20 protein-coding genes and 2 riboswitches are annotated in these 21,543 nt (G+C 42.3%); of the genes, 4 read left to right on the top strand and 16 right to left on the bottom strand.

Annotated features, from left to right (window positions below; translation table 11 throughout):
* Window positions 1–146 precede the first annotated feature (146 nt).
* Window positions 147–1,385 carry an aminopeptidase gene (locus ACZ5OK_RS06580; protein ID WP_343843582.1) on the top strand — a complete coding sequence of 413 codons (1,239 nt, stop codon included), beginning with the start codon at window positions 147–149 and terminating at the stop codon, window positions 1,383–1,385.
* 74 nt (window positions 1,386–1,459) lie between these two features.
* Here the strand turns inward: ACZ5OK_RS06580 and ACZ5OK_RS06575 are convergent, their stop codons facing one another.
* The 11 genes from ACZ5OK_RS06575 to ACZ5OK_RS06525 all read right to left on the bottom strand — a co-directional run bounded on the left by ACZ5OK_RS06575 (window position 1,460) and on the right by ACZ5OK_RS06525 (window position 13,565).
* Window positions 1,460–2,533: a Ger(x)C family spore germination protein gene (locus ACZ5OK_RS06575; RefSeq protein ID WP_343843580.1), complete on the bottom strand. Its 1,074-nt coding sequence runs from the start codon at window positions 2,531–2,533 to the stop codon at window positions 1,460–1,462.
* On the bottom strand, window positions 2,530–3,618 hold the full coding sequence (locus tag ACZ5OK_RS06570; RefSeq protein ID WP_343843578.1) for a GerAB/ArcD/ProY family transporter: 1,089 nt from the start codon (window positions 3,616–3,618) through the stop codon (window positions 2,530–2,532). Before ACZ5OK_RS06570 ends, ACZ5OK_RS06575 begins: the two co-directional genes overlap by 4 nt.
* Before the next feature lie 20 nt (window positions 3,619–3,638).
* Window positions 3,639–5,150, bottom strand: coding sequence for a spore germination protein (locus ACZ5OK_RS06565; protein WP_343843675.1), 1,512 nt, complete (start codon window positions 5,148–5,150; stop codon window positions 3,639–3,641).
* A gap of 140 nt (window positions 5,151–5,290) precedes the next feature.
* Window positions 5,291–6,244, bottom strand: coding sequence for an ATP-grasp domain-containing protein (locus ACZ5OK_RS06560; protein WP_343843575.1), 954 nt, complete (start codon window positions 6,242–6,244; stop codon window positions 5,291–5,293).
* A gap of 17 nt (window positions 6,245–6,261) precedes the next feature.
* Window positions 6,262–7,311, bottom strand: a complete 1,050-nt coding sequence (locus ACZ5OK_RS06555) for an LLM class flavin-dependent oxidoreductase (protein ID WP_343843572.1) — start codon at window positions 7,309–7,311, stop codon at window positions 6,262–6,264.
* A gap of 292 nt (window positions 7,312–7,603) precedes the next feature.
* Window positions 7,604–7,715, bottom strand: a riboswitch (SAM riboswitch).
* A gap of 138 nt (window positions 7,716–7,853) precedes the next feature.
* On the bottom strand, window positions 7,854–8,594 hold the full coding sequence (gene sdhB / locus ACZ5OK_RS06550; RefSeq protein WP_343843569.1) for a succinate dehydrogenase iron-sulfur subunit: 741 nt from the start codon (window positions 8,592–8,594) through the stop codon (window positions 7,854–7,856).
* Window positions 8,595–8,649: 55 nt separating this feature from the next.
* Window positions 8,650–9,750 carry a phosphomevalonate kinase gene (locus tag ACZ5OK_RS06545; RefSeq protein ID WP_343843566.1) on the bottom strand — a complete coding sequence of 367 codons (1,101 nt, stop codon included), beginning with the start codon at window positions 9,748–9,750 and terminating at the stop codon, window positions 8,650–8,652.
* A gap of 164 nt (window positions 9,751–9,914) precedes the next feature.
* Window positions 9,915–10,934: a diphosphomevalonate decarboxylase gene (gene mvaD / locus ACZ5OK_RS06540; protein WP_343843563.1), complete on the bottom strand. Its 1,020-nt coding sequence runs from the start codon at window positions 10,932–10,934 to the stop codon at window positions 9,915–9,917.
* On the bottom strand, window positions 10,931–11,920 hold the full coding sequence (gene mvk / locus ACZ5OK_RS06535) for a mevalonate kinase (RefSeq protein WP_343843560.1): 990 nt from the start codon (window positions 11,918–11,920) through the stop codon (window positions 10,931–10,933). Before mvk ends, mvaD begins: the two co-directional genes overlap by 4 nt.
* 35 nt (window positions 11,921–11,955) lie before the next feature.
* A complete protein-coding gene (locus ACZ5OK_RS06530; RefSeq protein WP_343843558.1) occupies window positions 11,956–13,308 on the bottom strand; it encodes a tripartite tricarboxylate transporter permease in 1,353 nt (450 codons plus the stop codon).
* Window positions 13,308–13,565, bottom strand: a complete 258-nt coding sequence (locus tag ACZ5OK_RS06525) for a hypothetical protein (protein WP_343843555.1) — start codon at window positions 13,563–13,565, stop codon at window positions 13,308–13,310. Before ACZ5OK_RS06525 ends, ACZ5OK_RS06530 begins: the two co-directional genes overlap by 1 nt.
* Before the next feature lie 334 nt (window positions 13,566–13,899).
* Window positions 13,900–14,008, top strand: a riboswitch (SAM riboswitch).
* A gap of 77 nt (window positions 14,009–14,085) precedes the next feature.
* On the opposite strand from ACZ5OK_RS06525, the gene ACZ5OK_RS06520 reads away from it, so the two are divergent.
* Entirely contained in the window at window positions 14,086–15,210 is a 1,125-nt protein-coding gene (locus ACZ5OK_RS06520; protein ID WP_343843551.1) for a 5-methyltetrahydropteroyltriglutamate--homocysteine S-methyltransferase, read from the top strand.
* A gap of 284 nt (window positions 15,211–15,494) precedes the next feature.
* Here ACZ5OK_RS06520 and ACZ5OK_RS06515 read toward each other — a convergent pair whose 3' ends face one another.
* Complete coding sequence (locus ACZ5OK_RS06515) at window positions 15,495–15,656, bottom strand: hypothetical protein (protein WP_343843548.1); 162 nt, start codon at window positions 15,654–15,656, stop codon at window positions 15,495–15,497.
* Between the two features lie 238 nt (window positions 15,657–15,894).
* On the opposite strand from ACZ5OK_RS06515, the gene ACZ5OK_RS06510 reads away from it, so the two are divergent.
* The gene (locus ACZ5OK_RS06510) at window positions 15,895–16,719 is read left to right on the top strand and encodes a YitT family protein (protein ID WP_425542242.1); all 825 of its coding nucleotides are present in this window, start codon (window positions 15,895–15,897) and stop codon (window positions 16,717–16,719) included.
* A 187-nt stretch (window positions 16,720–16,906) separates the two neighbouring features.
* Window positions 16,907–17,101, top strand: coding sequence for a hypothetical protein (locus ACZ5OK_RS06505; RefSeq protein ID WP_464758596.1), 195 nt, complete (start codon window positions 16,907–16,909; stop codon window positions 17,099–17,101).
* A 104-nt stretch (window positions 17,102–17,205) separates the two neighbouring features.
* Here the strand turns inward: ACZ5OK_RS06505 and ACZ5OK_RS06500 are convergent, their stop codons facing one another.
* The 4 genes from ACZ5OK_RS06500 to ACZ5OK_RS06485 form a co-directional block, all read right to left on the bottom strand.
* The gene (locus ACZ5OK_RS06500) at window positions 17,206–18,267 is read right to left on the bottom strand and encodes a C45 family peptidase (protein WP_343843546.1); all 1,062 of its coding nucleotides are present in this window, start codon (window positions 18,265–18,267) and stop codon (window positions 17,206–17,208) included.
* An 89-nt stretch (window positions 18,268–18,356) separates the two neighbouring features.
* Window positions 18,357–18,596, bottom strand: coding sequence for an indolepyruvate ferredoxin oxidoreductase subunit alpha (locus ACZ5OK_RS06495; protein ID WP_044156858.1), 240 nt, complete (start codon window positions 18,594–18,596; stop codon window positions 18,357–18,359).
* A gap of 171 nt (window positions 18,597–18,767) precedes the next feature.
* Window positions 18,768–19,247, bottom strand: coding sequence for a DUF1189 family protein (locus ACZ5OK_RS06490; RefSeq protein WP_343843539.1), 480 nt, complete (start codon window positions 19,245–19,247; stop codon window positions 18,768–18,770).
* 173 nt (window positions 19,248–19,420) lie between these two features.
* The gene (locus ACZ5OK_RS06485) at window positions 19,421–21,106 is read right to left on the bottom strand and encodes a diguanylate cyclase (RefSeq protein WP_343843537.1); all 1,686 of its coding nucleotides are present in this window, start codon (window positions 21,104–21,106) and stop codon (window positions 19,421–19,423) included.
* Between the last annotated feature and the right edge of the window lie 437 nt (window positions 21,107–21,543).

Below are 21,543 nucleotides of genomic sequence, written 5' to 3'. Positions count from 1 at the left end.
ACTCATAACGATAGAGTCGCATCTTTTTTGTATTCTATCCATTATAATATGCAGTCATGATGGATATTCAGGAAAAGCCACGCCCAGGCTTTGTGCAAAAATTCAATGTATGAAATAATAGAGTAGTTAAAAAGGAGGATGAACATATGTCAGATTTTCAAAAAAATATGGAAAAATATGCAGAATTAGTGCTGCGTAAAGGGGTAAACCTTCAGAAAAATCAAGCACTGATGGTCAATGCCCCAACGGAAGCGGTCGAATTTGTCCGTGTCGTTGCGAAAAAAGCGTATGAGATCGGTGCAAAGGATATACATATGAATTGGACGGATGAAACGCTCACCCGGCTTAAATTTGAGCATGCACCAATGGAAACTCTTGAAACTGTTCCGCAATGGCGCGTGGACATGTATGATTACTATGCTGAGGATGGAGCCGCTGTTCTTTCCATTAAACCATCCAATCCTGACTTACTGAAAGGAATTGACCCAAGCCGTATTGCAGCTGCCAATAAAGCATCCGGAAATGCGATGCAAAACTTCCGCAGCTATACGATGAACGACCGCATAACCTGGTGTGTAGCAGCTGTTCCCGGCCAGGCATGGGCGCAGAAGGTCTTCCCTGGTGAATCACCAGAAACCGCTGTTGAAAAGCTGTGGGAGCAAATCTTTAAGATTACTCGGGCTGATCAGGAGGACCCAATCGATGCCTGGAACCAGCATAATCAGACATTGGCATCAGTCAGAGATTATCTAAATGAAAAACAATACGAAAAGCTTGTCTACAAAGCACCTGGTACCAATCTTGAAATTGCTTTACCTGAAGGCCATGTCTGGAAAGGCGGAGCATCACCGACTGAAAAGGGAACCATTTTCAACGCCAACATTCCGTCTGAAGAAGTCTTTACCATGCCTCATAAATATGGTGTAAATGGAACGGTTCGCAATACGAAGCCTCTCAATTATGGTGGCAATGTGATTGACGACTTCTCCATTACATTTAAAGATGGCAAAGCCGTTGATTTTTCTGCAGGTGAGGGCTATGAAACCCTGAAACATCTGCTGGAAACAGATGAAGGCGCGAAAAGACTCGGGGAGGTTGCTCTCGTTCCGCACGAATCACCGATTTCCCAGTCAGGCTTAATTTTCTTCAACACCCTTTATGACGAAAACGCATCCTGCCACCTCGCATTTGGAAAGGCCTATCCTACCAATATTAAAGGTGGATCAAACATGGATGACGACACCCTCGATCAAAGCGGCGTCAACAACAGCCTGGTCCATGTAGACTTTATGATGGGATCAGACAAGCTCGATGTTTACGGTGTCACTAAAGATGGCAAAGAAGAGCCCATTCTGAACCAAGGTTCATGGGCGATTAACCTGTAAAAGATCATAAGCTCCATCCTGCCCCAAGCCACAAAGAAACCACGTGTCCAACATTAAGGACGCGTGGTCTTTATTTACCTCCGAATTCCATACTCCATAATCTTCACATCTATCTTTGGGGTAAATTTTAATTCCGGATACATCTTCTCCCATTCTTTCCAGCTGAAGTTCCTATGTTCACTGTGGTATTCATTACCCAGGGCGAGTGGATCTATATTCAGTTCCTTCAGTTTCTTAAGAATGTCCTTCGCCTGTTTCTTCATCTGTTTTTCCATACTTTCTTCTATATTTTTCAATACTTTTTTCGTAATCTTACCTCCACGATACTCCCTGAGAATCCCTTTCTGTTTCACATCAATAATTAATTCCATATTCTTCCCAGACCCTTTAAATTGAATTGTTCTATCCGAGCTTATATTACTAACCGTTGCACTTTTTTTATCCCCACGATGAATGGGAAAGGTAGCGTTCTGAAAATCTCCAACCAGTGAATTGAAGGTGTAGGTTTGCTCATAGGGGATTTTTCCAACATAACGGTCATGATCCAATAAAGCAATGCCATCAATACTGACCATGTCCTCCACAGACAAATAAGGTAAATAGGGATCTGCTCCCTTTGAATACAGGGCATACACAAAAAGATGCAGATTCGTTTCAGGAATCGTTCCTCTGTCAATATTCTGCTCCAGCATATCAGACAGGTACATACCTGCATCATTATCCCAGTATTGACGAGTTAAAACCTCCTGTGTGGGGCCTTCTGTTATGGCCAATCTGGCTCTGGAACCGATACTCGGATCACGTACAAAAACATCCTTCAGCTTTTGAATCCCCTCCTTCGCCAATTCCTGATTAAATAAAATAACCTCGAGTTTCCCTGTAGCCAGTGGGCGGTTGGCTTCTGTGTTTAACTTAGCCGAATTTTCGCGCATCAGCATGGCTGTATCACTAAATATCTCTGTCATCACGGTTCCTTCAGCCTGAAAATTTGGAACCGCTATGGTCCCCTGAATTTTATTTCCTTCTGCTGGATCATAACCCACAGCGGTGACAAGAGAAATGTCATCAACAATTTGCCGTTCGATTCCACATCCTGCTGTAAGCAATACAACCGTAGAAAGGACGATTCCCAAAGCCAGTGCTCTCATTTGGATTTCCTCACTTTTTGATAAATAGTGTAAGCAATAAATAGAAATGGAATATAGACAAAAACCGTATAAAAACCCATTCGCGATACGTAATCACTTAATTTCATAATACGTTCATGTCCATTAATCAATGTATTGGCAATAAGTACGATGAGGAGGAAAACAATTACGGTTTTTCTTTGATTCACATGAAAAATACGTTTCATTCCCCGGGTGGCTGCCCACAGTGTAAGGGTCATATTAGGAAGGATAACCATTGCCCATGAGCTGATTCCGATATATTCAAAACGTTCCACAAAGGGCATCTCGATAATTTTCCAAATTCCAAGCGTCGGCCAAATAACCGTGCTAAGCTGCTCTTCATCATAAAAAACGAAGGCCACAATGGTTAAAGCTACGTAGATAAAAATCGTAAACATCACCCCAAAGTGCGCCCATTTATGAGCTTTCTCAGGATGTTTAATAAAAGGATAATAGATGAGCAGAGTAGAAAAACCTAAAAAGCTTAACGTCATTTCCTTTGTAGACAGCAATAAATCTTTAACCGAATGATTTAATACAGGCATTAAATTATGAAAATAGGCAAATTCCAAAGGGAACAGCAGCGTAAGCAGAAGATAAAGCGGGATCACCGTTCCCAGGAAGCATATGCCCGCCACAACCCGAAATCCCCCGTTAATCACATAATAAAAAAGTATGATAAATACAACCCCAAGATAGAGTACACTTATATGAGGAAACATCCACACTTGAATAATCTCAATATAAAGCCGAAGTGTAACTGCCGACAAAATCAGAAAATAAATTGAAATGAGAAATCCAAGCACCCCGCCAGCATATTTTCCAAAAAGGGTATTATGAATATCAAAAATGTCCTCATCCTGTTTCAGCATTTTAAAGCACATCCAGACAACGACATGGACTGCAATTCCAGCGATGATTACCGAAATCCATGCATCATAACTGGCATATTCAATGACGGCACTTTCAAAGCTTAAAATTCCGATCCCCACCTGAACCGAATGAACTAAAAAGAAAACTAAAAAGGACGATACTTTCAGGGTATCTGAAACGGGTTTACCCAACCTCCTCACCTCCTTGTCTATTATTCATCAATATCCTTCTTTTTCGTTGCTTTTTTATAGCTGTACTTCTCTGTTTGCTGTGTCTGAAGCTGTACCGGCCGCTTCGTATTTCTTGAAAACGGAAGGCGGATAATCGCATCCTTCATATCTTTTAGACGAGGAGGATAAATCGGTTCTAAAAAAGGTCTCCCTAAGGATGAAAGTCGCAGCAAGTGAGTGATTAAAAAACAGAAGCCGAGAACAACCCCCAGCATGCCAAATAAATAAGCAAAGATAAGAAATGGAAACCGAATCAGACGAATGGTATTGCTCATTTGATAGACCGGCGTTGTAAAGGAAGCCAAGGCCGCAAGCGCAATAAGGATTAACAGGACGTTACTTGTTAATCCGGCTTCAACTGACGCTGTTCCAATCACAATACCACCCACAATACCAATGGTTTGCCCGACCTTCGTAGGCAGTCTTGCCCCGGCCTCACGTAACAATTCAATCGTTAATTCCAAGAAGACCGCTTCCAGTATAGGCGGAAGCGGAACTACTTCCCTGGAGGTAATTAACGTACCCATTAAATCTTTCGGGATTAACTCATAATGATACGTCAAAGCAGCAACATATATCGGTGTCACCAGAATGGAGAAGATAACTGAAAAGAAACGGATAATTCGAAAAGCAGAGGCAATAAAAGGATTTAAAAAGTAGTCCTCAAATGATATAAAAAACTCAGTAAGATTGGCTGGTGCAATTAAGACATGGGGAGACCCGTCAGCCATGATGACGATTTTGCCCTCAGCCAAAACAGCTGCAGTGCGATCAGGTCTTTCTGTATCCAGCAACTGTGGAAATGGAGATTTTGGATTGTCGGCAATGATTTGTGTAATGTAGGAACTATCAATAAGGTGGTCAATATCGATATCTTCTACACGCTGCATGACTGTGTTGATGTTTTCCTCATTGGCTATTCCTTCAATATATAGCACCGCCACCTTTGACTTGGTCAATCTTCCAACCTTTACTTCCTTGATCATTAACTCCGGGATCGGTAAATGATGACGGACCAGATTTAAATTCGTGTCAATGGATTCGATAAATGCTTCCTTTGGTCCAATAACAGAAAATTCAACTTCTGGTACCGATACATTTCTCGTCTTCTTTAAAGGGGCATTGATGAGCAGACCCTGCTGATCATACTCATCCAGCCGGATCAGAATATAACCTCTTAACAATTTCGTTTGCATTTTTTTAACATCTTTTGTTGTCAGTACCTTTTCCACTGGAATGGATTCTTTAATCTCTTCCAGGGAATAATGCTTATACTCCTGTATATTTTCCAAAATATCTCTGTGAAGAATTTCTGTATCAATCAATGATTTATAAAAGGAAATCCAAATCTTCTGTTTTTTTATTGGCTCCTTAAAGTGCAAAAAATCATTCGATGTATTGCAGATATCTATGAGTTCAATAATATTTGAAGGCTCCAGGAGTGTATTGGATTGTTTTTTCTGTGCTGATTTCTTTTTCCCGAATAGTTTCATTGGCCAATCCTCACATTTTCCATCAGAATTCTGCAGTGGGTTGCTCTTCATATTTTGCCTGAACATGGCAGATTTATTCTTCAATGGTAAATGACAAAAAGAAAAGGCCACCTTCAATTTTTGAAGATAGCCTTTTTCTTTTACGCGTAAGCCTTTTGCCTGGCCTGATTCAGTTTTTCTCCCAAATATTTCGCCACTTCCAGCATTCCATATTGCTCTGCAACGGACTCTGCATCACTGTTGTAATTGGTATTGGTATTGATATCATAGGTATACAGATTTCCGCTTTTATCTTTAATAAACTCAATACCTGCTACCTGTATATTGTTGGCTGAAAGCACCTGCTCATATTGCTGCAAAACAGGGTGATCGAAGCCCTTTTGAATTTGGAACTTCGTCGGGGATGCCGGTTCTTCCCCTGCCGGACAGAATAAATCATCAATCGTGCAGGCATCGGCCGGACAAAGCTCAAAGCCCTCTGAAGTATCGACACGTACCGCATATAAAAACCTGCCACCAACAAATTCACAGCGGGTAATAAAGGATTCTGGTGATTCGATATATTCCTGAATCAGTGTAATACCGTCCACTGGCTCCTCAAAATCCTCACCTTCCACATATTCTTTCAATGCATCCACAGATTGAAAGAGCTGGACGCCAAGACCCTTTCCGGCACGGTTATGCTTGGTAATGAATTTCTGTCCTTCAAATGCCTCCGCCTTCCTGATTAACTCTTCTTTTCCAACCGCTGCGATGGTTTTGGGTGTTCGAACCCCGTGTTTTTCAAGCTCCAAATACTGAAGCACCTTGCTAACCTCTAATTGTAAGGCACGACTCCCATTTATGACCGTGCGTCCATAGGCTTCAAGCCATCCTATCACCGCGCTGGCCAGTTCAGGTGAATAACGATTTCCTCTCGTATGCGAGGAAGCACTCATCCGGTTATAAAAGATGCCCTCAGGGGGTTCCTCGGTCAAATCAATGGACCCGTGATCAAGCAGCCAGTCTTCATAGGGAATCTCCAACTCTTCCAATCTCTTAAATAAATGCTCCGTCCATTCTTCATTTTCATGGATGACATACACCTTACTCATCTAAACACTCCTTAAGATTAGTTTTGAACCTTTGCCCGTAATTCTTCTACCAGTGGCATAACCTGATTGGAAAATCGCTTCAGTTCCTCTAATTGCGGTGAACACTGTAATAACAGTAAGTCTACTCCGGCTTGCTCGTATTCTAAAATTCTCTCGGCAATCTGATCAGGAGTTCCGACAAGATTAGGCCGTAACCCACGATTGGAAACCGAATAATCCTGCAACTGAATCCTTTGCTCAAGCTCGGATTTGGAAGTGAAATCTTTAAAGCCTGCATATCCGCTCATATCCTCAACGGTCGTAATCCGTTCCAGTTCCTTCAGTGCCTCTTCTTCAGTATCCCGGCAAATGACATATGCTGCCATCCCAAATGATTGCAAGGGCTCCTTCCCTGCTGCTGTTCTGCGATTTTTCATATCCTGAATTTTACTGGCGACCTCATCTACCGTTCCTCCATGCATGACATACGCATCGCAGGCTGAGGAAATCACCTGCTTGCCTTTTTCACTCTCTCCCCCTGCATAAAGGACAGGGTTCGGCTTTTGCACAGGTTTAGGGGCCAGTTTCGCATCCTCTACCTGATAGAAGTCCCCATTATAGGAAAACGAATCTTCCGTCCACATTCCTTTAAGAATATCAAGAAATTCAGTTGTCCGGTCATAGCGTTCATCGTGTCTCGTGAAAGCCCCGCCGTATTGTCTGGACTCCCCTTCCCACCAGCCGGACACGATATTTAACGTAAAACGCCCCTTACTGATGTGATCAATATTGGCCGCCTGTTTTGCGGTCACTGCCGGATGATGAAACCCTGGCCGGACAGCCGTCATAATTTCGATTTTTTCCGTCACAGCAGCCAATGCCGCAGCTGTCGTCCAGGCTTCCAGTGAATCGTGCTCAATTCCTTTAATATCATTTAAATATAACTCAGCGATTAAGGTTGTATCATATCCCCACTTCTCTGCTGACTGAATCACTTCTTTTGCATAATCATAGGTAGGCGGCATCTGTTCATCCTTTACATTTCGAAGCCAGCCTCCAAAAATCGGTAACCAGAATCCATATTTCATGTTCTCCACTCCCTGTTGTGTTGTTATGTAAAAAATCAAAGGCGGAAGCGCCCGTTTAGCGACGTACGGACTGAACTGAACCGTAGGAGATAAAGGAAACACGACGAACAGCGTGAGTCGATGTTGACTTATCGGACGGAGGTGAAGGAAGTCACGCTAGTCGCTGGGCGCTGGAGCCGGACGTGGCCTCTCTTGTTTTCTAATCCACAAATAGCTTTTTTTATGATTTGCTGGATAAGAAAAAACTCTCTTCCAATAAGAAGAGAGTTGAAACCACTGTAATCGACTCGTCCTCTTATCTTTCAAGCACACTGACTTGATGGATTTGGCACAGTATTCTTTCAAAAAAGAACCTGCTGCCGAGGCTTCCAAGGGCCATTTCCCTCCACCTCTCTGGATAAGATTCCTATATAAAATTGTTAGAAAAATCATAAATCATAAAAGAAAAAATGTCAACCATACCAATTGGATTACTTCCCTAAAAGGAGTGAAAATTTTACCCCATTTCTTTTTAATATCATTAGAAATCAGGAGACAGCCGCTTACCCAAAAAAGCTTTTAAACGACTGCACCGTAGCTTCTCTGTTGATGGCTGCAATGGATGTAGTCAGTGGAATTCCTTTAGGACAGGATTGAACACAATTTTGCGAGTTTCCGCATTCTTCAAGTCCACCTTCTCCCATAAAGGCTTCCAAACGCTCTTCTTTATTCATTTCGCCTGTGGGATGTACATTTTTCAGACGAATCTGTGCAAATACGAAAGGTCCTAAAAAGTCAGTTTTTTCGTTCACGTTTGGACAGGCTTCAAGACAAACCCCACACGTGAAGCATTTGGATAACTCATAGGCCCATTGTCGGGTATTTTCATTCATGCGTGGACCCGGACCAATGTCATAGGTTCCATCAATCGGAATCCATGCCTTTACACGCTTTAACGCATCAAACATTTTCCCACGGTCGATAAATAAATCCCTTATAACCGGAAAGGTAGTCATTGGGGCAAGGGTAATCGGCTGCTCCAGCTGGTCAACCAATGTTGAACAGGCCTGTCTGGGCTTGCCATTAATCAGCATGGAGCAGGCCCCGCAAACCTCCTCTAAACAATTCATATCCCATTGCACAGGAGTGGTTTGCTTCCCATCCTTTGTCACCGGATTTTGCCGGATTTCCATCAGAACAGAAATAATGTTCATATTGGATCGATAAGGAATGGAAAACGTTTCTTCATAGGGCTCTGACTCAGGATGATCCTGACGGGTAATCCTGACCTCAATGTTATCCATGTCGCTTCCTCCTTGCAGAAAAAGTCGGTTTCACCAGCAAGAGAGGTAAATCGGCTTACTCGTGCCAGGTGCTTCCATCGTGGTCAACATCCAGATTTAAAGGTTCAATCCCTGCTTCTCTCCAGGCTTCCCATAACTCTTCAACCTGACGCTGTGAGCGAACAAACGCGATGCCACAATCTCCGCCACCTGCACCAGAGGATTTACCACTTCCTCCTATTTGCTCCGCTAACTCGGATAAACTTGCCAATATTGGTGTTTCTATTAGCATACCCACTTCTTTTCCTAATTTTACAAGGATGGCGCGATTTTTCTTTAAACTCTGTAAGGACAATGGAAGGTCATTTTCGTCAAAACCTCTGACCAGTCCTTTTACCGCCTCATGGCTTTCTTCCACGAAGGTATGGTAAATGTTTCGATGTTCCTGCTGTCCATGCTTCAGCTGTTTGATCATCGGCCCTGTTGAAGCCGCTTTTCCGGTCCACCCGGTACAGAGGCGAAGTCCATCGGGCGGATTTATAGAGCGAATGGATAAATACGGCCATGGCTGATCAACCAGAGCCCTGACAGAGGTCTGCTGCATTTGATCAAGGAGCCAGTCTGCCTGAAAAGCAGAATACTCGAGCCATCCCCCATAGGTTGATGCAGCTACATCAGCTCCGGATCCGCTCCCCTGCGTCTTAACATGGGCAAGCGTGGCAAGCTTAAAAATCAAATCCTTATTTACGTGAAAGGCATCCGTCTGCTTTTGGGCCAGCGCTAAAATGGACGATACCACAGAAACAACAACGGCGGCACTGGAACCAAGGCCGTATTTTTTACCCGAGGGATCATCGAGCTCACTTGTAACCGTTAGATGGAAGGGAGAAAGGTGTATGGATGCTTCATTCAGATAATCCTTCACAGCCATAATCGTATTTTGAACAAACCGTAATTTTTCATCGGTTTCACTGAATTCAATTGAATGGGAATTGGATACCCACGAAACCGTTTCAAAGCCTAAATCAGGAAGGGAAAATTTATATTGATTACTTGGTGTGATTTCTGCATAAACATAGCGGTTGACAGCGGCTACGATGGCATACTGATTCGGTTCCAGTACGGCATATTCACCTGCTATCATTAATTTTCCCGGGACTTTTATCTTGATGGGCAATGGAATTCCCTCTCTTTCAGATCACTTTAAGACCAGGCTTTTTTACAACTACAATCGATCTTTATCACGCATGAACTGGCCGTATTATCCCTTCTTCAAGTCTTGAGGGTAACCCAACAAGACTAAGTGGGGATAAACGTCCGGTAAATTCCTGATAAGTTCAACTAACCATCACTGGGGGATGGAGAATCCCCCAGTGATGGAAGTTTCTCTTTATATTCAATACCGGGACCAGGTCGACAGCCGTATATGCCTTTCACCATTTCCAGATTTTCCAGCTCATCCCGTATCTTCTGCTCGTCTTCCGGAAGACACAGAATTTTTACGTTAGGTCCTGCATCAATCGTATAATAAGCCTGTATTCCTTTATCTCTCAGATGCTGTACTTCTTCCATGACAGCCATTGTACTACTCTGCCAATAGGTAAATGGCGGATGGGAGCCCAGCATCGTTGCGTGCATTTTTAATGCATTGGCTTCGGCGACCTTTCCTAACCGCTCAAAGTCTTTCGTTCGTATCGCTGTTTTTATTTCTTTTAATTCATGGTCAACTGCTTCAAGCCACCCTGAATAAAACGGAGAGGTCTCCACTGTACGCTTCATCCCTTTACGGCTGGAGATCGGCTTTTCGTTTGATTCCAGCAGCACGGACAATACACGGACATCCCACTCCGTTTTACTCATAATCGGCACGGCATAGGAATCGGAACCATCAGTCCGGCTTCCTTTTTCCCATTCGGCAAATCCTCCAAAAACGGAACGGCACGCAGATCCTGATCCTTGACGGGCAAGGATGGAGAGGGTTTTCCTGTCCAAATCAAGACCCAGTGCCTTAGTTGAAGCTGCAGCCAAAGCGGCAAACCCTGATGCAGACGAAGCAAAACCTGCTGATGTCGGAACATGATTCACCGAACGAACGGCTGCATACATCTGTACACCGGCAAATTGTCTGATTCGGTCCAGATAGCTGGAAATTTTGGCAGACTCTGAATCGCTGGCGGTCTCCCCGTTAAAAATAAACGTATCTGTTTGTAAAGCCTCATCAAACTGAACTTCCGTGGTCGTATAAAAATGATCCAATGTGAGAGACAGACTGTTATTCATCGGTAAAATCAGTTCATCATTTCGCTTACCCCAATACTTAATAAGGGCAATGTTTGTATGTGCTTTCGCTACCGCCTTCATATTAAATCTCCTCTGCTTGCTTCATTCATCGATGCGGATTGGGACATTCCCAGGGTGAAAAACCATGTATCCTTTGCCCCAGCTGCTTTCAGGGAATCGGAAATACGCTCAGCATCCTCCATATTTTTAGCCAGGGCTACGATACAGCCCCCGCGTCCGCCACCTGTTAATTTTGCTCCCAATGCACCGGCATTCCGGGCACAGGTGACGAGCTCATTCAGGTTCCCATCACTGACGCCAAGCTTCATTAATTCCTCCTGGGCTTTGTTCAACAGTCCGCCTAATTTTTCCGGGCGTTCTCCGGCTAAAATGGATTTTGCCTTACGCGTCATGTCACCAATATATTTAATCGATTGCTTGGCTTTCTGGTAATGCTTTTCATATTTTTCCCGAACCGCTGTTACTGCTGCCCGTGTATCTCCAATTCGGCCTGAATCAGCCACAACCAGATTCAATGGTACTCCCATTTCGATCGGCTGAATGGCCTCCCCTTTCTTAAACCAAATAGGGACATCTCGTGACACACATTCCATATCAATTCCACTTGGATTCCCATGGGCGTATTTTTCAGCAATATCAACCAGATACATTAACATCTGGTGTGATAATGTCTTTTCAAAATAAGAAAAAAGGCTGCGTACGACCGAGGTAGCAATGGCCGCACTTGAACCCAGACCACGACCAATCGGAATCATGGATTTGATTGTAAAATGTATATCTTTTGCCGGTTTGGCTAAGAATTTTAACGATTCACGAATACATACAGCAATGCCCTCCAACCGGTCCGGAATCGTACCGAGCGGGCCATTATAAAAGTCACTGGATATGGTAATTTCACCAGCACCTTCTTGTACCGTTGATTTTACCATAAGTAATGGAAATGGAAGAGCAATCGCCGGCTCCCCATATACAACTGAATGTTCTCCAATTAAGATGAGTTTACTATGGGCAGTTCCCTCTCCCTTTATTTGAGAAGATGAACGCATAAACATCCCCCACTTCTATTCAATCAATTCTGTTTTTAAAATAACGTATTAACAATAAATGGTGCTGCATATAATGTCATAAACTGAACACCGTAGTTGACGCCTAACCGGTTAAGGACGCCTGCAACCAGTCCAATAAGCAGAACTCCGGCAACATTCAGCCAGCCTGCATCCATATAGGCGAGGAGAAGAACCAGCCCGAAAAACAAGCCCAGCATCGCCTCATGCGGAATACGCTTAAAGACAAAGCGGCAAATCTGCACCGCATACTTCACCGTTACAAAATACGTAATCAAAATCGCAATTCCGGCACCAATAATTGTCGCCCAAAAAAATTCAGACATTGATAAGATATGATGCAAATTATGGTCCTGTGTAAAAACTGGTGGTGCATTAAACAGTGCATGTCCAGGTCCAATAGCTGTTGGCGATAATGGAATGCCAAGTGCAATTAGTGGAATTAAAGTCCCGCTAATATAAGCCGCATTTGTTAAAGCATCCATCGATGAAATGGCACGTGCAGCCTTTTTGACCGGATCCTTAATCTTACTTGCCACAACCTCACCAATCATAATGGTCATACCCACAGGACTTAAGAAAAAGGTCCCCACACCTAATATGGAAGAAAAGAAGCTTGAAACCGTCTCATTTTTTGTCAGAATACGAAACGGATTCGGAAACCCCTTAATTTTTTTGCTGATTTTAAAGGAAATCTTCTTTGTATCGTGACGCGTTAATTTTGAACGTAAGTCACCATTTAACAATTCAAATAGGGTTAATATCACAGGACCAATAGTAATTCCTAAGAAAAAGGAGATAAATACCGTCGTATCCTCAGGAACAATCCCGACTCCCCAATATAAGTGACGCAGCCCTTGAATTAACAGAGCAAGCGGCAATATAGATACTAAGGCAAGCCACTTATTTTTAGTCATTAAGGCTAAAAAGATAGCTCCAAAAAAGAAAATGGGATCGGTATACTCCTTAATAACCTCCGAAAATTCGGAAAGAACATTTGCCAAAGCAAAACTGATAGGAATCGATACAATCGTTCCAATCACCGAGCCGGAAGCCATTTTTCTAATACTGGTATCCGCCAGTCCGTGTTTCTTCAAGACGAGGGCATGTTCTACCATTGGTGCCGACATCACCCCGCCTGGAATACCGGCAACAGCAACCGGAATCGAATCAGTTAATTTCTTGGCTACAATCGCTGCCATGAAGAACGTTAAAATAATCACAGGTTCAAATCCAGCCAGAACTAAAACAAGAGTTACGGGTGCTAAGACAGCTGTTTCATCTGTACCAGGTGCCACTCCGATTAATGTATAGAGTACAGATGCAATTCCAGCAACGAGCACCATCTGTAAAATTAAACTAATATCCATCATTGATCCTCTTCCCTTATCTCTTCAAATGTACGTTTTGGTTTAATAATAAAACTGCTGATGATAAATCCAAGCACGGCACCTGCCAGTCCATAAAATAAAGGTTCAGAGGCATTGTTTGGAGCAAGAAAATATCCTCCCAATGCTCCAGCCCCACAGATAAGAAGGGCAAGCCCTAAATCCTTTATATGTACAAGATCTTCCCATACTTCTATATTCTGCGGTTCATGGTTATGCTTTTTATTTCCTTTAGTCATACAAAAACCCCATCCTGTCAATTTGCATACGCTCAACTCCTCTATTATACACTCGTTTTTAGCCTGCGGTGGAAAAACCATTCATATTCATCGGCAACACCCCTGTTTGTCCACCTGTAAACAGCTGATTTACCTAAATGAAAAAGTACTCCTTATAGATGATAACTTTTTTTTGGCCAGAAAAAAAGAATGGTGCTTTTTTATTTACTATTGTTTATTTTCAAACGACTCCGCTCCTGGTGCTTTTTGTGGAAATTTTTTATAAAGTGTTGCCTTTCTGAATCATTTATTATATATTGATAGAAAGTTCTTAAGACAACTCCATAACGTACTTTTCTTATCCAGAGAGGTTGAGGGACTGGCCCGATGACACCTCAGCAACCAGCCTGTAACAGGCCCGGTGCTAATTCCAGTAAGGTAGTAGAATACCTTAAAGATAAGAAGAATGTTCCGTTGACAAAAAGAGCCTTCTTCTTATGAAGGCTCTTTTTTATTAAATTTTATGAAAGAAGGGATTTTCATGGTTCAAAGTCAAATAACACAATCAAAAACAAGGGTAAACCCTCCATTTCGGGCTGATCACGTCGGCAGTCTATTAAGGTCCGAGCGAATTAAACAGGGACGAATTCAAAAGGAAAAAGGTGAAATAAGCGCCGAACGTTTGAAAGAGATTGAAGACCAGGAAATCGCACGGATTGTAGAAAAGCAGAAGGAAATTGGCTTACAGGCCGTAACGGATGGAGAATTCCGCCGGGCCTGGTGGCATTTTGACTTCCTTGAAGGTCTGGATGGTGTAGAGGGCTATAATACGGGAGAAGGCATTCAGTTCCATGGAACCAAAACAAAAGCTCACGGCGTAAAAATTACTGACAGCATCGATTTCAGTGATCATCCAATGCTTGACCATTATAAATACGTACATAGTCTGGCCGGCAGCCACACCGCCAAAATGACGATTCCAAGCCCAAATATGCTTTGGTTCAGGGGAAAAAATAACACCCATTTTTACAAGGATGACGACGCTTTATTAACGGATTTAACCAAAGCTTATCAGAAAGCGATTCAGGCCTTCTACGATGCTGGCTGCCGTTATTTACAGCTGGATGATACGTCATGGTCCCTGTTTTTTAATGAAAAAGGCCGTGAAATGATTCGCTCACGTGGTCAGGAACCTGAGGAATTACAAAAGTACTTCGCCAAAACCATTAATAATTCCATCGCAAATCGCCCGGATGACCTACAGATTACCATGCACATTTGCCGTGGCAATTTCCAGTCCACCTGGGCTTCATCTGGAAGCTATGATGCCGCCTCTGAAACGATTTTTGGCGGACTCGATGTTGATGGGCTATTTTTAGAATATGACGATGAACGTTCAGGAGGATTTGATCCCCTGCGTTTTGTCCACCGCAATGATTTAAAGTTGGTACTTGGACTGATTACATCAAAATCCGGTAAGCTTGAGGAAGCAGACGACGTAAAACGCAGAATTGAACAGGCAGGTAAATATGTAAACCTTGACCAATTGTGTCTGAGTCCACAATGCGGGTTTGCATCGACAGAAGAAGGAAACCTGCTCACAGAGGAAGAACAATGGAATAAGCTCCGTCATGTCATTCAGATTGCTGAAGATGTGTGGAAATAGCAAGGTAAATTCGGAAAAGCGGAGGCGGCCGTTTAGGCCCGACGGCATAAGCAGAATATCCGGAGTGGCCGCTTTTGGCCATGGAGGGTATTCTGCTTATGACCGCTTGGGCCTGGGAGCCGCAGCTGGACATTAGAAGAGCGGAGGCGACTGATCAGGTCATGCGGGATAAGACGAAGACATGGAGTGGCATGGTTTTGGCCACGCAATGGCTTTGGCTTATATCCGCCTTGACCTAGGAGCCGCAGCTGGACAAGCGTGTGCTTCCGCTTTTTTTGCCTATTCTAATCCTCCCTTTTCTCCACAAATAACAGGATAAAAGTTGCTAAAGGACCGAGGAATAACGATAGTAAAAACCAGTTTAGACCCGTACGATTTTTTCCTTGCGCCAGCCCGGCATTAATCAAGGCTAGTGTACCCCATCCTACTACAAATTCATTTTCCATCTTTTAACACCTGCCATATAAGAACTAAAGGTTTCATCGTTAATTTGAGTATACATTATGAGAAACATCTTGTCTGCAGCACCTGTCTCTATGGCCGTCATCCTGATCAGTCCTCTTCACCTTTCGATTATGATTTATAAGCGAATGGTTATGATATGTACTGTATGAGGTCATCAACTTGAAGGAAAGGCTGATTCTGTTGTCCAAAATCAGAAGAAAAAAAGTCCTTAAAGAGATTATGCAAATCTTTATGATCACCATTGGAGCCATCATTGCAAGTATAGGTCTGGAATTATTTCTCGTTCCCAATGACATTTTGGACGGTGGAGTCATCGGACTATCGATTATTGCAGGTGCGATTACCAATTATCAGATGAGTGTGTTTATCATTTTATTTAATATTCCTTTTTTATTGATTGGCTTTCGCCGCATGGGAAGGAAATTTACGATGCATACACTGTATGGGATTGTTGTCCTCTCGATTTTCACGGCCATTATGCATCAATTCGAGCCTGTTACGGACGACTTATTCTTAGCCACGATTGTCGGCGCGGTGATTCTTGGAACAGGCGTCGGACTGGTGATTCGTACCGGCGGGGCACTGGATGGAACGGAAATTATCGCGATTTTATTCAGTAAGGAACGCCCGGTATCTGTAGGACAGCTGGTTATGATTATGAATTTTTTCATTTTTATTTTGGCTGCTTTACTTGTCTTCAGCTGGGAAACGGCTATGTATTCCATCATTACTTATTACATCGCCTTTAAAATGATTGATGTCGTTGTTGAAGGTATGGAGGAGCTCAAGTCTGTAACGATTATTTCCGACGTTCCGGATGAATTGGCAGATTCACTCATTCAGCAGTTGGGGCGTGGAATCACCTTTTTTCATGGAGAAGGGGTTTATACAAATGATCCCAAAAAGATCATTTACACCGTTGTCACCCGTATTGAATTGTCAATCGTTCGAAGCATTGCAAATGACATTGATCCTGAAGCGCTCATCGCCATTGAAAATGTAGCAGACGTCTCAGGAAGTAATTTCAAAAAAAGCACTCAATGAAAAACCTAACGGGTTCGGTTTTGGAGTGCAAAACACTAAAAACAATGTGAATAGACCCTTAAATGGTTAGGAATTAACACTGAAAATGACATATAAATTAACACTGAAAATGACATATAAATTAACAGTAAATTTAACACAATAAAAAGGAGCTTGGACAATCAAGCTCCTTTTCCTATGAATTTAAATGGCTTCTTCTTCAACTAAAGCCCTCGTTTGTGGAACAAAGCAATTTCACTCTCACTTTGATGACAAAGGAATAATACCTGAACTTATCAATAATCTTCCTTTGCACAACAATTCTCCCTTAAAGCCTATTTTATGTAATAACAAAAAAGATATTACCGCACCGCTTGTTCAACAATCGTGCCCTTTACTTTAATTGGAATGATAAAAGGGTTGTTATTTTACATCTTGTACTTCACAACCGAACCCGTTATAAAAAACCTGCAGGACTTCATTAAGGTCCTGCAGGTTTTTTATTTCTTACTTAAACCAGGTGGCATTTTCATCCATGTGAACAAAAGGAAGATCTGTATCTACTTCCCCATAAATGCGGTCCATGTTCAGATCATTTCCCGATACCCAATCTCCAAAGTCTATTTCTGCCGGCTCCTGATCACCGCCCAAAGCAAACCACGCTTTCTTTTCTTTTGGAAAGTAGGCTGAGGTATGAATGGTACCCGCCCAGTTTTTATATTGTTTTGAGAAAACTCCCCTATCCGTATCGTTCAGCAGACGGAAAGCATCATAGGAATTCTGAATGGTTGATTTCCCCTGCTCCATTGCCTCTAAACGCTTATAGGAGTCAACCAGGTGATGACGATTTTCCTGTTTCATCATTTCAAAATGGTTCGTACAGACCGTGGATTGACGCACCTCTGTTCCTCTCGGGGATGCCTCGACAACAAAGGCCTGTCCACCCTGATCATAGGCAATATAGCTAAAGGAATGGCGGTGTGGGATTTCCTTTAACATAGCCACAGCTTCTTCTATATTGGCGCAATTTTCAAGTACCATCCGGCCAATCATATGACAGATGAACCCTTCTCCCGGCTTTTTTCGATGCATGAAGTTATAACCTAATACCAGGCCTTTTTCATTGATTCCATCCGGACGCCCTGTAATTTTCTGCTGAGGACCCGCCGTCGCATAGCCATGATCCGTTGGCTGATAGAGTGCATACCGGCCCTCATAAGTCTTCGGATGATAATCATAATTACGAATAAAATAATTTTCCCCTGTCAAAATCGAACAGCCCGAACGAGCGTATGGCAAGCGATAACCACTGAATTCCATTAACACACGTTCTATCGGCCATTCCAAAGCATCCTGCAGACCAATGATTTCCTCCCAGATGCCAGGAGCAAAGCGGCGAATGGCATCCCTCGCTTCCTGTTCATCAACGGAAAATCGTGGTCTTCTCACCTTCCATTGCCGTTCCCGATTTTTTACGATTAAAGAATTCTTTAATTGCTCCCCCTGCATTCGTCCATAATCATAATGGGACCCGCGAAACTGAATGATATCACTGTAGATTTCCTTCATGGTTAAGAGCTCCTTTGCGGTTATTTTACTAATTACCAACAGACAAAAAACTCCCGCTTTTACCTGACGGGAGTTTTTCCTAATCCTGCTTACTTATTCGCAAAAAATTCTCTGGCAGCTTCCAGATATGGGACATCCTCGTCCAGCATATCATCCTCATGATAGATAGCTTCGACTGGACATACAGCTTCACAGGCTCCGCAATCAATGCAGATATCCGGATCTATATAAAACATGTCCTTTCCTTCTTCTATACAATCCACCGGGCACACTTCTACACATTCCCCGGACTTTTCCTCTTTACAAGGTGCAGTAATGACAAATGCCATTTTCAATTCCCCCATTCTTAGACGTAAAAGAATCTATATTCTTTCAGGAAATCTATCTGTAACACCGTAGATATCCCTTTTATGTAACAAATGTACATCTTATAAAACTCCATATTGAAGTCTTCCAATAATAAAAATATCATGATTTTTAAATAATAACAACTATTCTAATTATTCCCTGCGCCTTTGAGGATAAACCATAATCATCCTGTACATGATGAGATACAGCACCAGCAATGGAGCCCCATTAATCATGAACGTATATTCTACCGTATACTTTAATAAAACGTGTAAAAGTAAAGGTATGGTCAGTGCAAAAGCCGTCATTTTCCAAAGCTGCTGATATGCCAGTCTCCGTCTAAACAGCACCTTGATCAGATACGAAACACCCGCCAGCAGCGAAATCCCTGATACGGCTAAAAAAATGATTAAAAAAGGATATATGACAATTAATTGAAGTGCATACATGCTCCTTGGAATCTCTGCATCCTCAAAATGAATAATCATTTGTAAGACATCCGGAATAAAGAGGAGAAATAGAATCACACTGATATAAACAATGGTATTACGCATGGAAATACGATTTAACCGAAACAACGCTTTTTTCTCAGGTAGTAAGAAGCTGTTTTTTAAGGCTGTAAAAAACTCCACGACCAGAACCTCCTGCCCATAGCCATCTATCTTATATTTTATATGGATATTGGAAATCTGTCGAACAGTATCCGGTATAAAAATACAAAAAAGTCAGTCCCCCTTAAATATGTGGAAACTGACCGTATCGCGTTATTTATTCAGTTATGAAAGTATTTTTGCTTTAAAATTTTCTAGCGTTCTTTTTCGTAAACGGCCCATTGGTTTCTGCCCGATTCCTTTGATTTGTAAAGGGCATTATCTGCTTCCTTGAGGAGTTTCTCATACGTTTTTTCCTCTCCGTGATAATAGGAAATCCCAATACTCACTGTTGTGGTAATCGCATCTCCACTGGCCGAAACCTCAAAGGGCTGCTTCATTTCCTTCCGAATACGTTCACTGACTCTTATTGCGTCCTCTTTATCTTCAAGGTCAGGAAGAACGACTTGGAATTCATCTCCACCCATTCTCGAAACCGTATCCGTGTCACGGACCGAATTCTGTACCCGTCTCGCAACCTCTTTAATCACTTTATCCCCTGTATCATGTCCGTACCTATCGTTAATCTCTTTAAAATTATCACTGTCTAACATAAGGACGGCTGTAATCGTTCCTTTCCGCTTCGTTGTATTCATCGCAATTTCAACCTGGTGATGGAAAAAGGTGCGATTTGGCAGTCCTGTTAATTCATCGAACAGCGCCATATTCATTAATTCCTTTTCTTTCTCCTTCTGATTGGATATATCTCTTGAAATAAACACAACCTGGTCAACTTCTCCAGAAGCACTGAGAACAGGCCCCCCACGCGTATCAACCCAGACATACTCTCCATCTTTATTCAGACGCCGATATTCAAACTTAATACTTTGCTTATTTTCTATAATCATTGAAAAAGCATTTTGCACTTTAGCCATATCTTCAAGGTGAATAAAGGAAAGATAGGATTTCCCCGCAAAAAAGTCAGGGTGAATCCCTAAAATATCCTGATGGGCAGGGGAAGCATATTGGATGTAGCCGTCACGATTAACGACTCTAATCATATCATTGGAATGTTCCACAATCATCTGATACCGGTTTTCCGATTCTTTCAGTTGATCCTTTAATTCAATAATTTTTGCCACATCCTTATATACAGCCACTCCTCCAATCATCGTACCGTCTTCCATGATAGGAGAATAGGAGGACAGGACTTCGATGACACTGCCGTCCTTGGTTTTCCTCTGGGAACGATTGGCATCAATAACCTCCCCCTGCTTTAAGCGTCGGAAAAGGTTATCCAGTTCCGCCTTCTGGTTTTCAGGAATAATAGTCACTTCGGGATTATAAAAAACATCATCCCTTGTCCACCCAAACATGGTTGTAAAGGCCGGATTCACAGCCAGGTACTCTCCGTTCTCATCAAACATAAATACCGCATCTGCTACATGATTAAAAACCTTTTCCAGTTCTTCCTTTGTTCGTCTTAATTCTTTTTCCTGATTTTTTCTGTTGGTAATTTCCCGGGTGATGGCAATGACATGCTCACAATTGCCCTCCTCGTTAAAGATCGGGGTAACATTCGACTCTACCCACCCCTGCCTGACTTCAGCCTTATTTTCGTCTAAGGGAAATTTCAGCGGCGTTTCATAGGATATGGTTTCCTGATTTTGTATAGCCTCCTTATATTTCCCCGTAATCTTTTCTGCTGATGTTTCAGGCATGATTTCCTCTATTCTTTTACCATTGTAATCCTTTGGAAACTTAAGCAGATTCATGACCTGCTGATTCACCGTTACGTAACGGAAGGATTGATCCTTACCAACCGACACTAAAAAGACCATATCCGAAATACTATTAAAAATAACATCTAAGTATTTAGCATTTTTCAGATTTGTAATCATTCTTGCAGCTCCTCAATGTTATGGAATCCCTCTATATACAAAAAAAGATTATGACATAACCAGACTCCATTTACTACTTTTAAGCTCTTTTATATGGGATAAATGTTTACCAATTGATCCATATTATGGATGATTCAGGCAAAGACAATCTGGTCCTCCTGATTCAGCGAGGCATCTATATTTTTCGTTTCCTCCTGTAAAACGTATTTTTATCTTTCCAATTTTAATTCATTCTACCCACCGTTACCCTTTCAGAATGGACAATCAAATCTAAATATTGTTCTTTAATACAGAGAAATAAACAGACTTGTCTTCATATTGCCAAATTTTCTTATTTTTGGTACAATTAAATTCACCAGTTATTCTCCAGCGTTAATGATAACTACTCAACTCAGCAAAACTTCACACTTTTTATCCAATCAGTAAGGTACCAGGAC

It is taken from the genome of Salinibacillus aidingensis (assembly GCF_055393355.1).
Note: the sequence above shows the minus strand (reverse complement) of the source record. Positions and strands in the feature narration are given on the sequence as shown.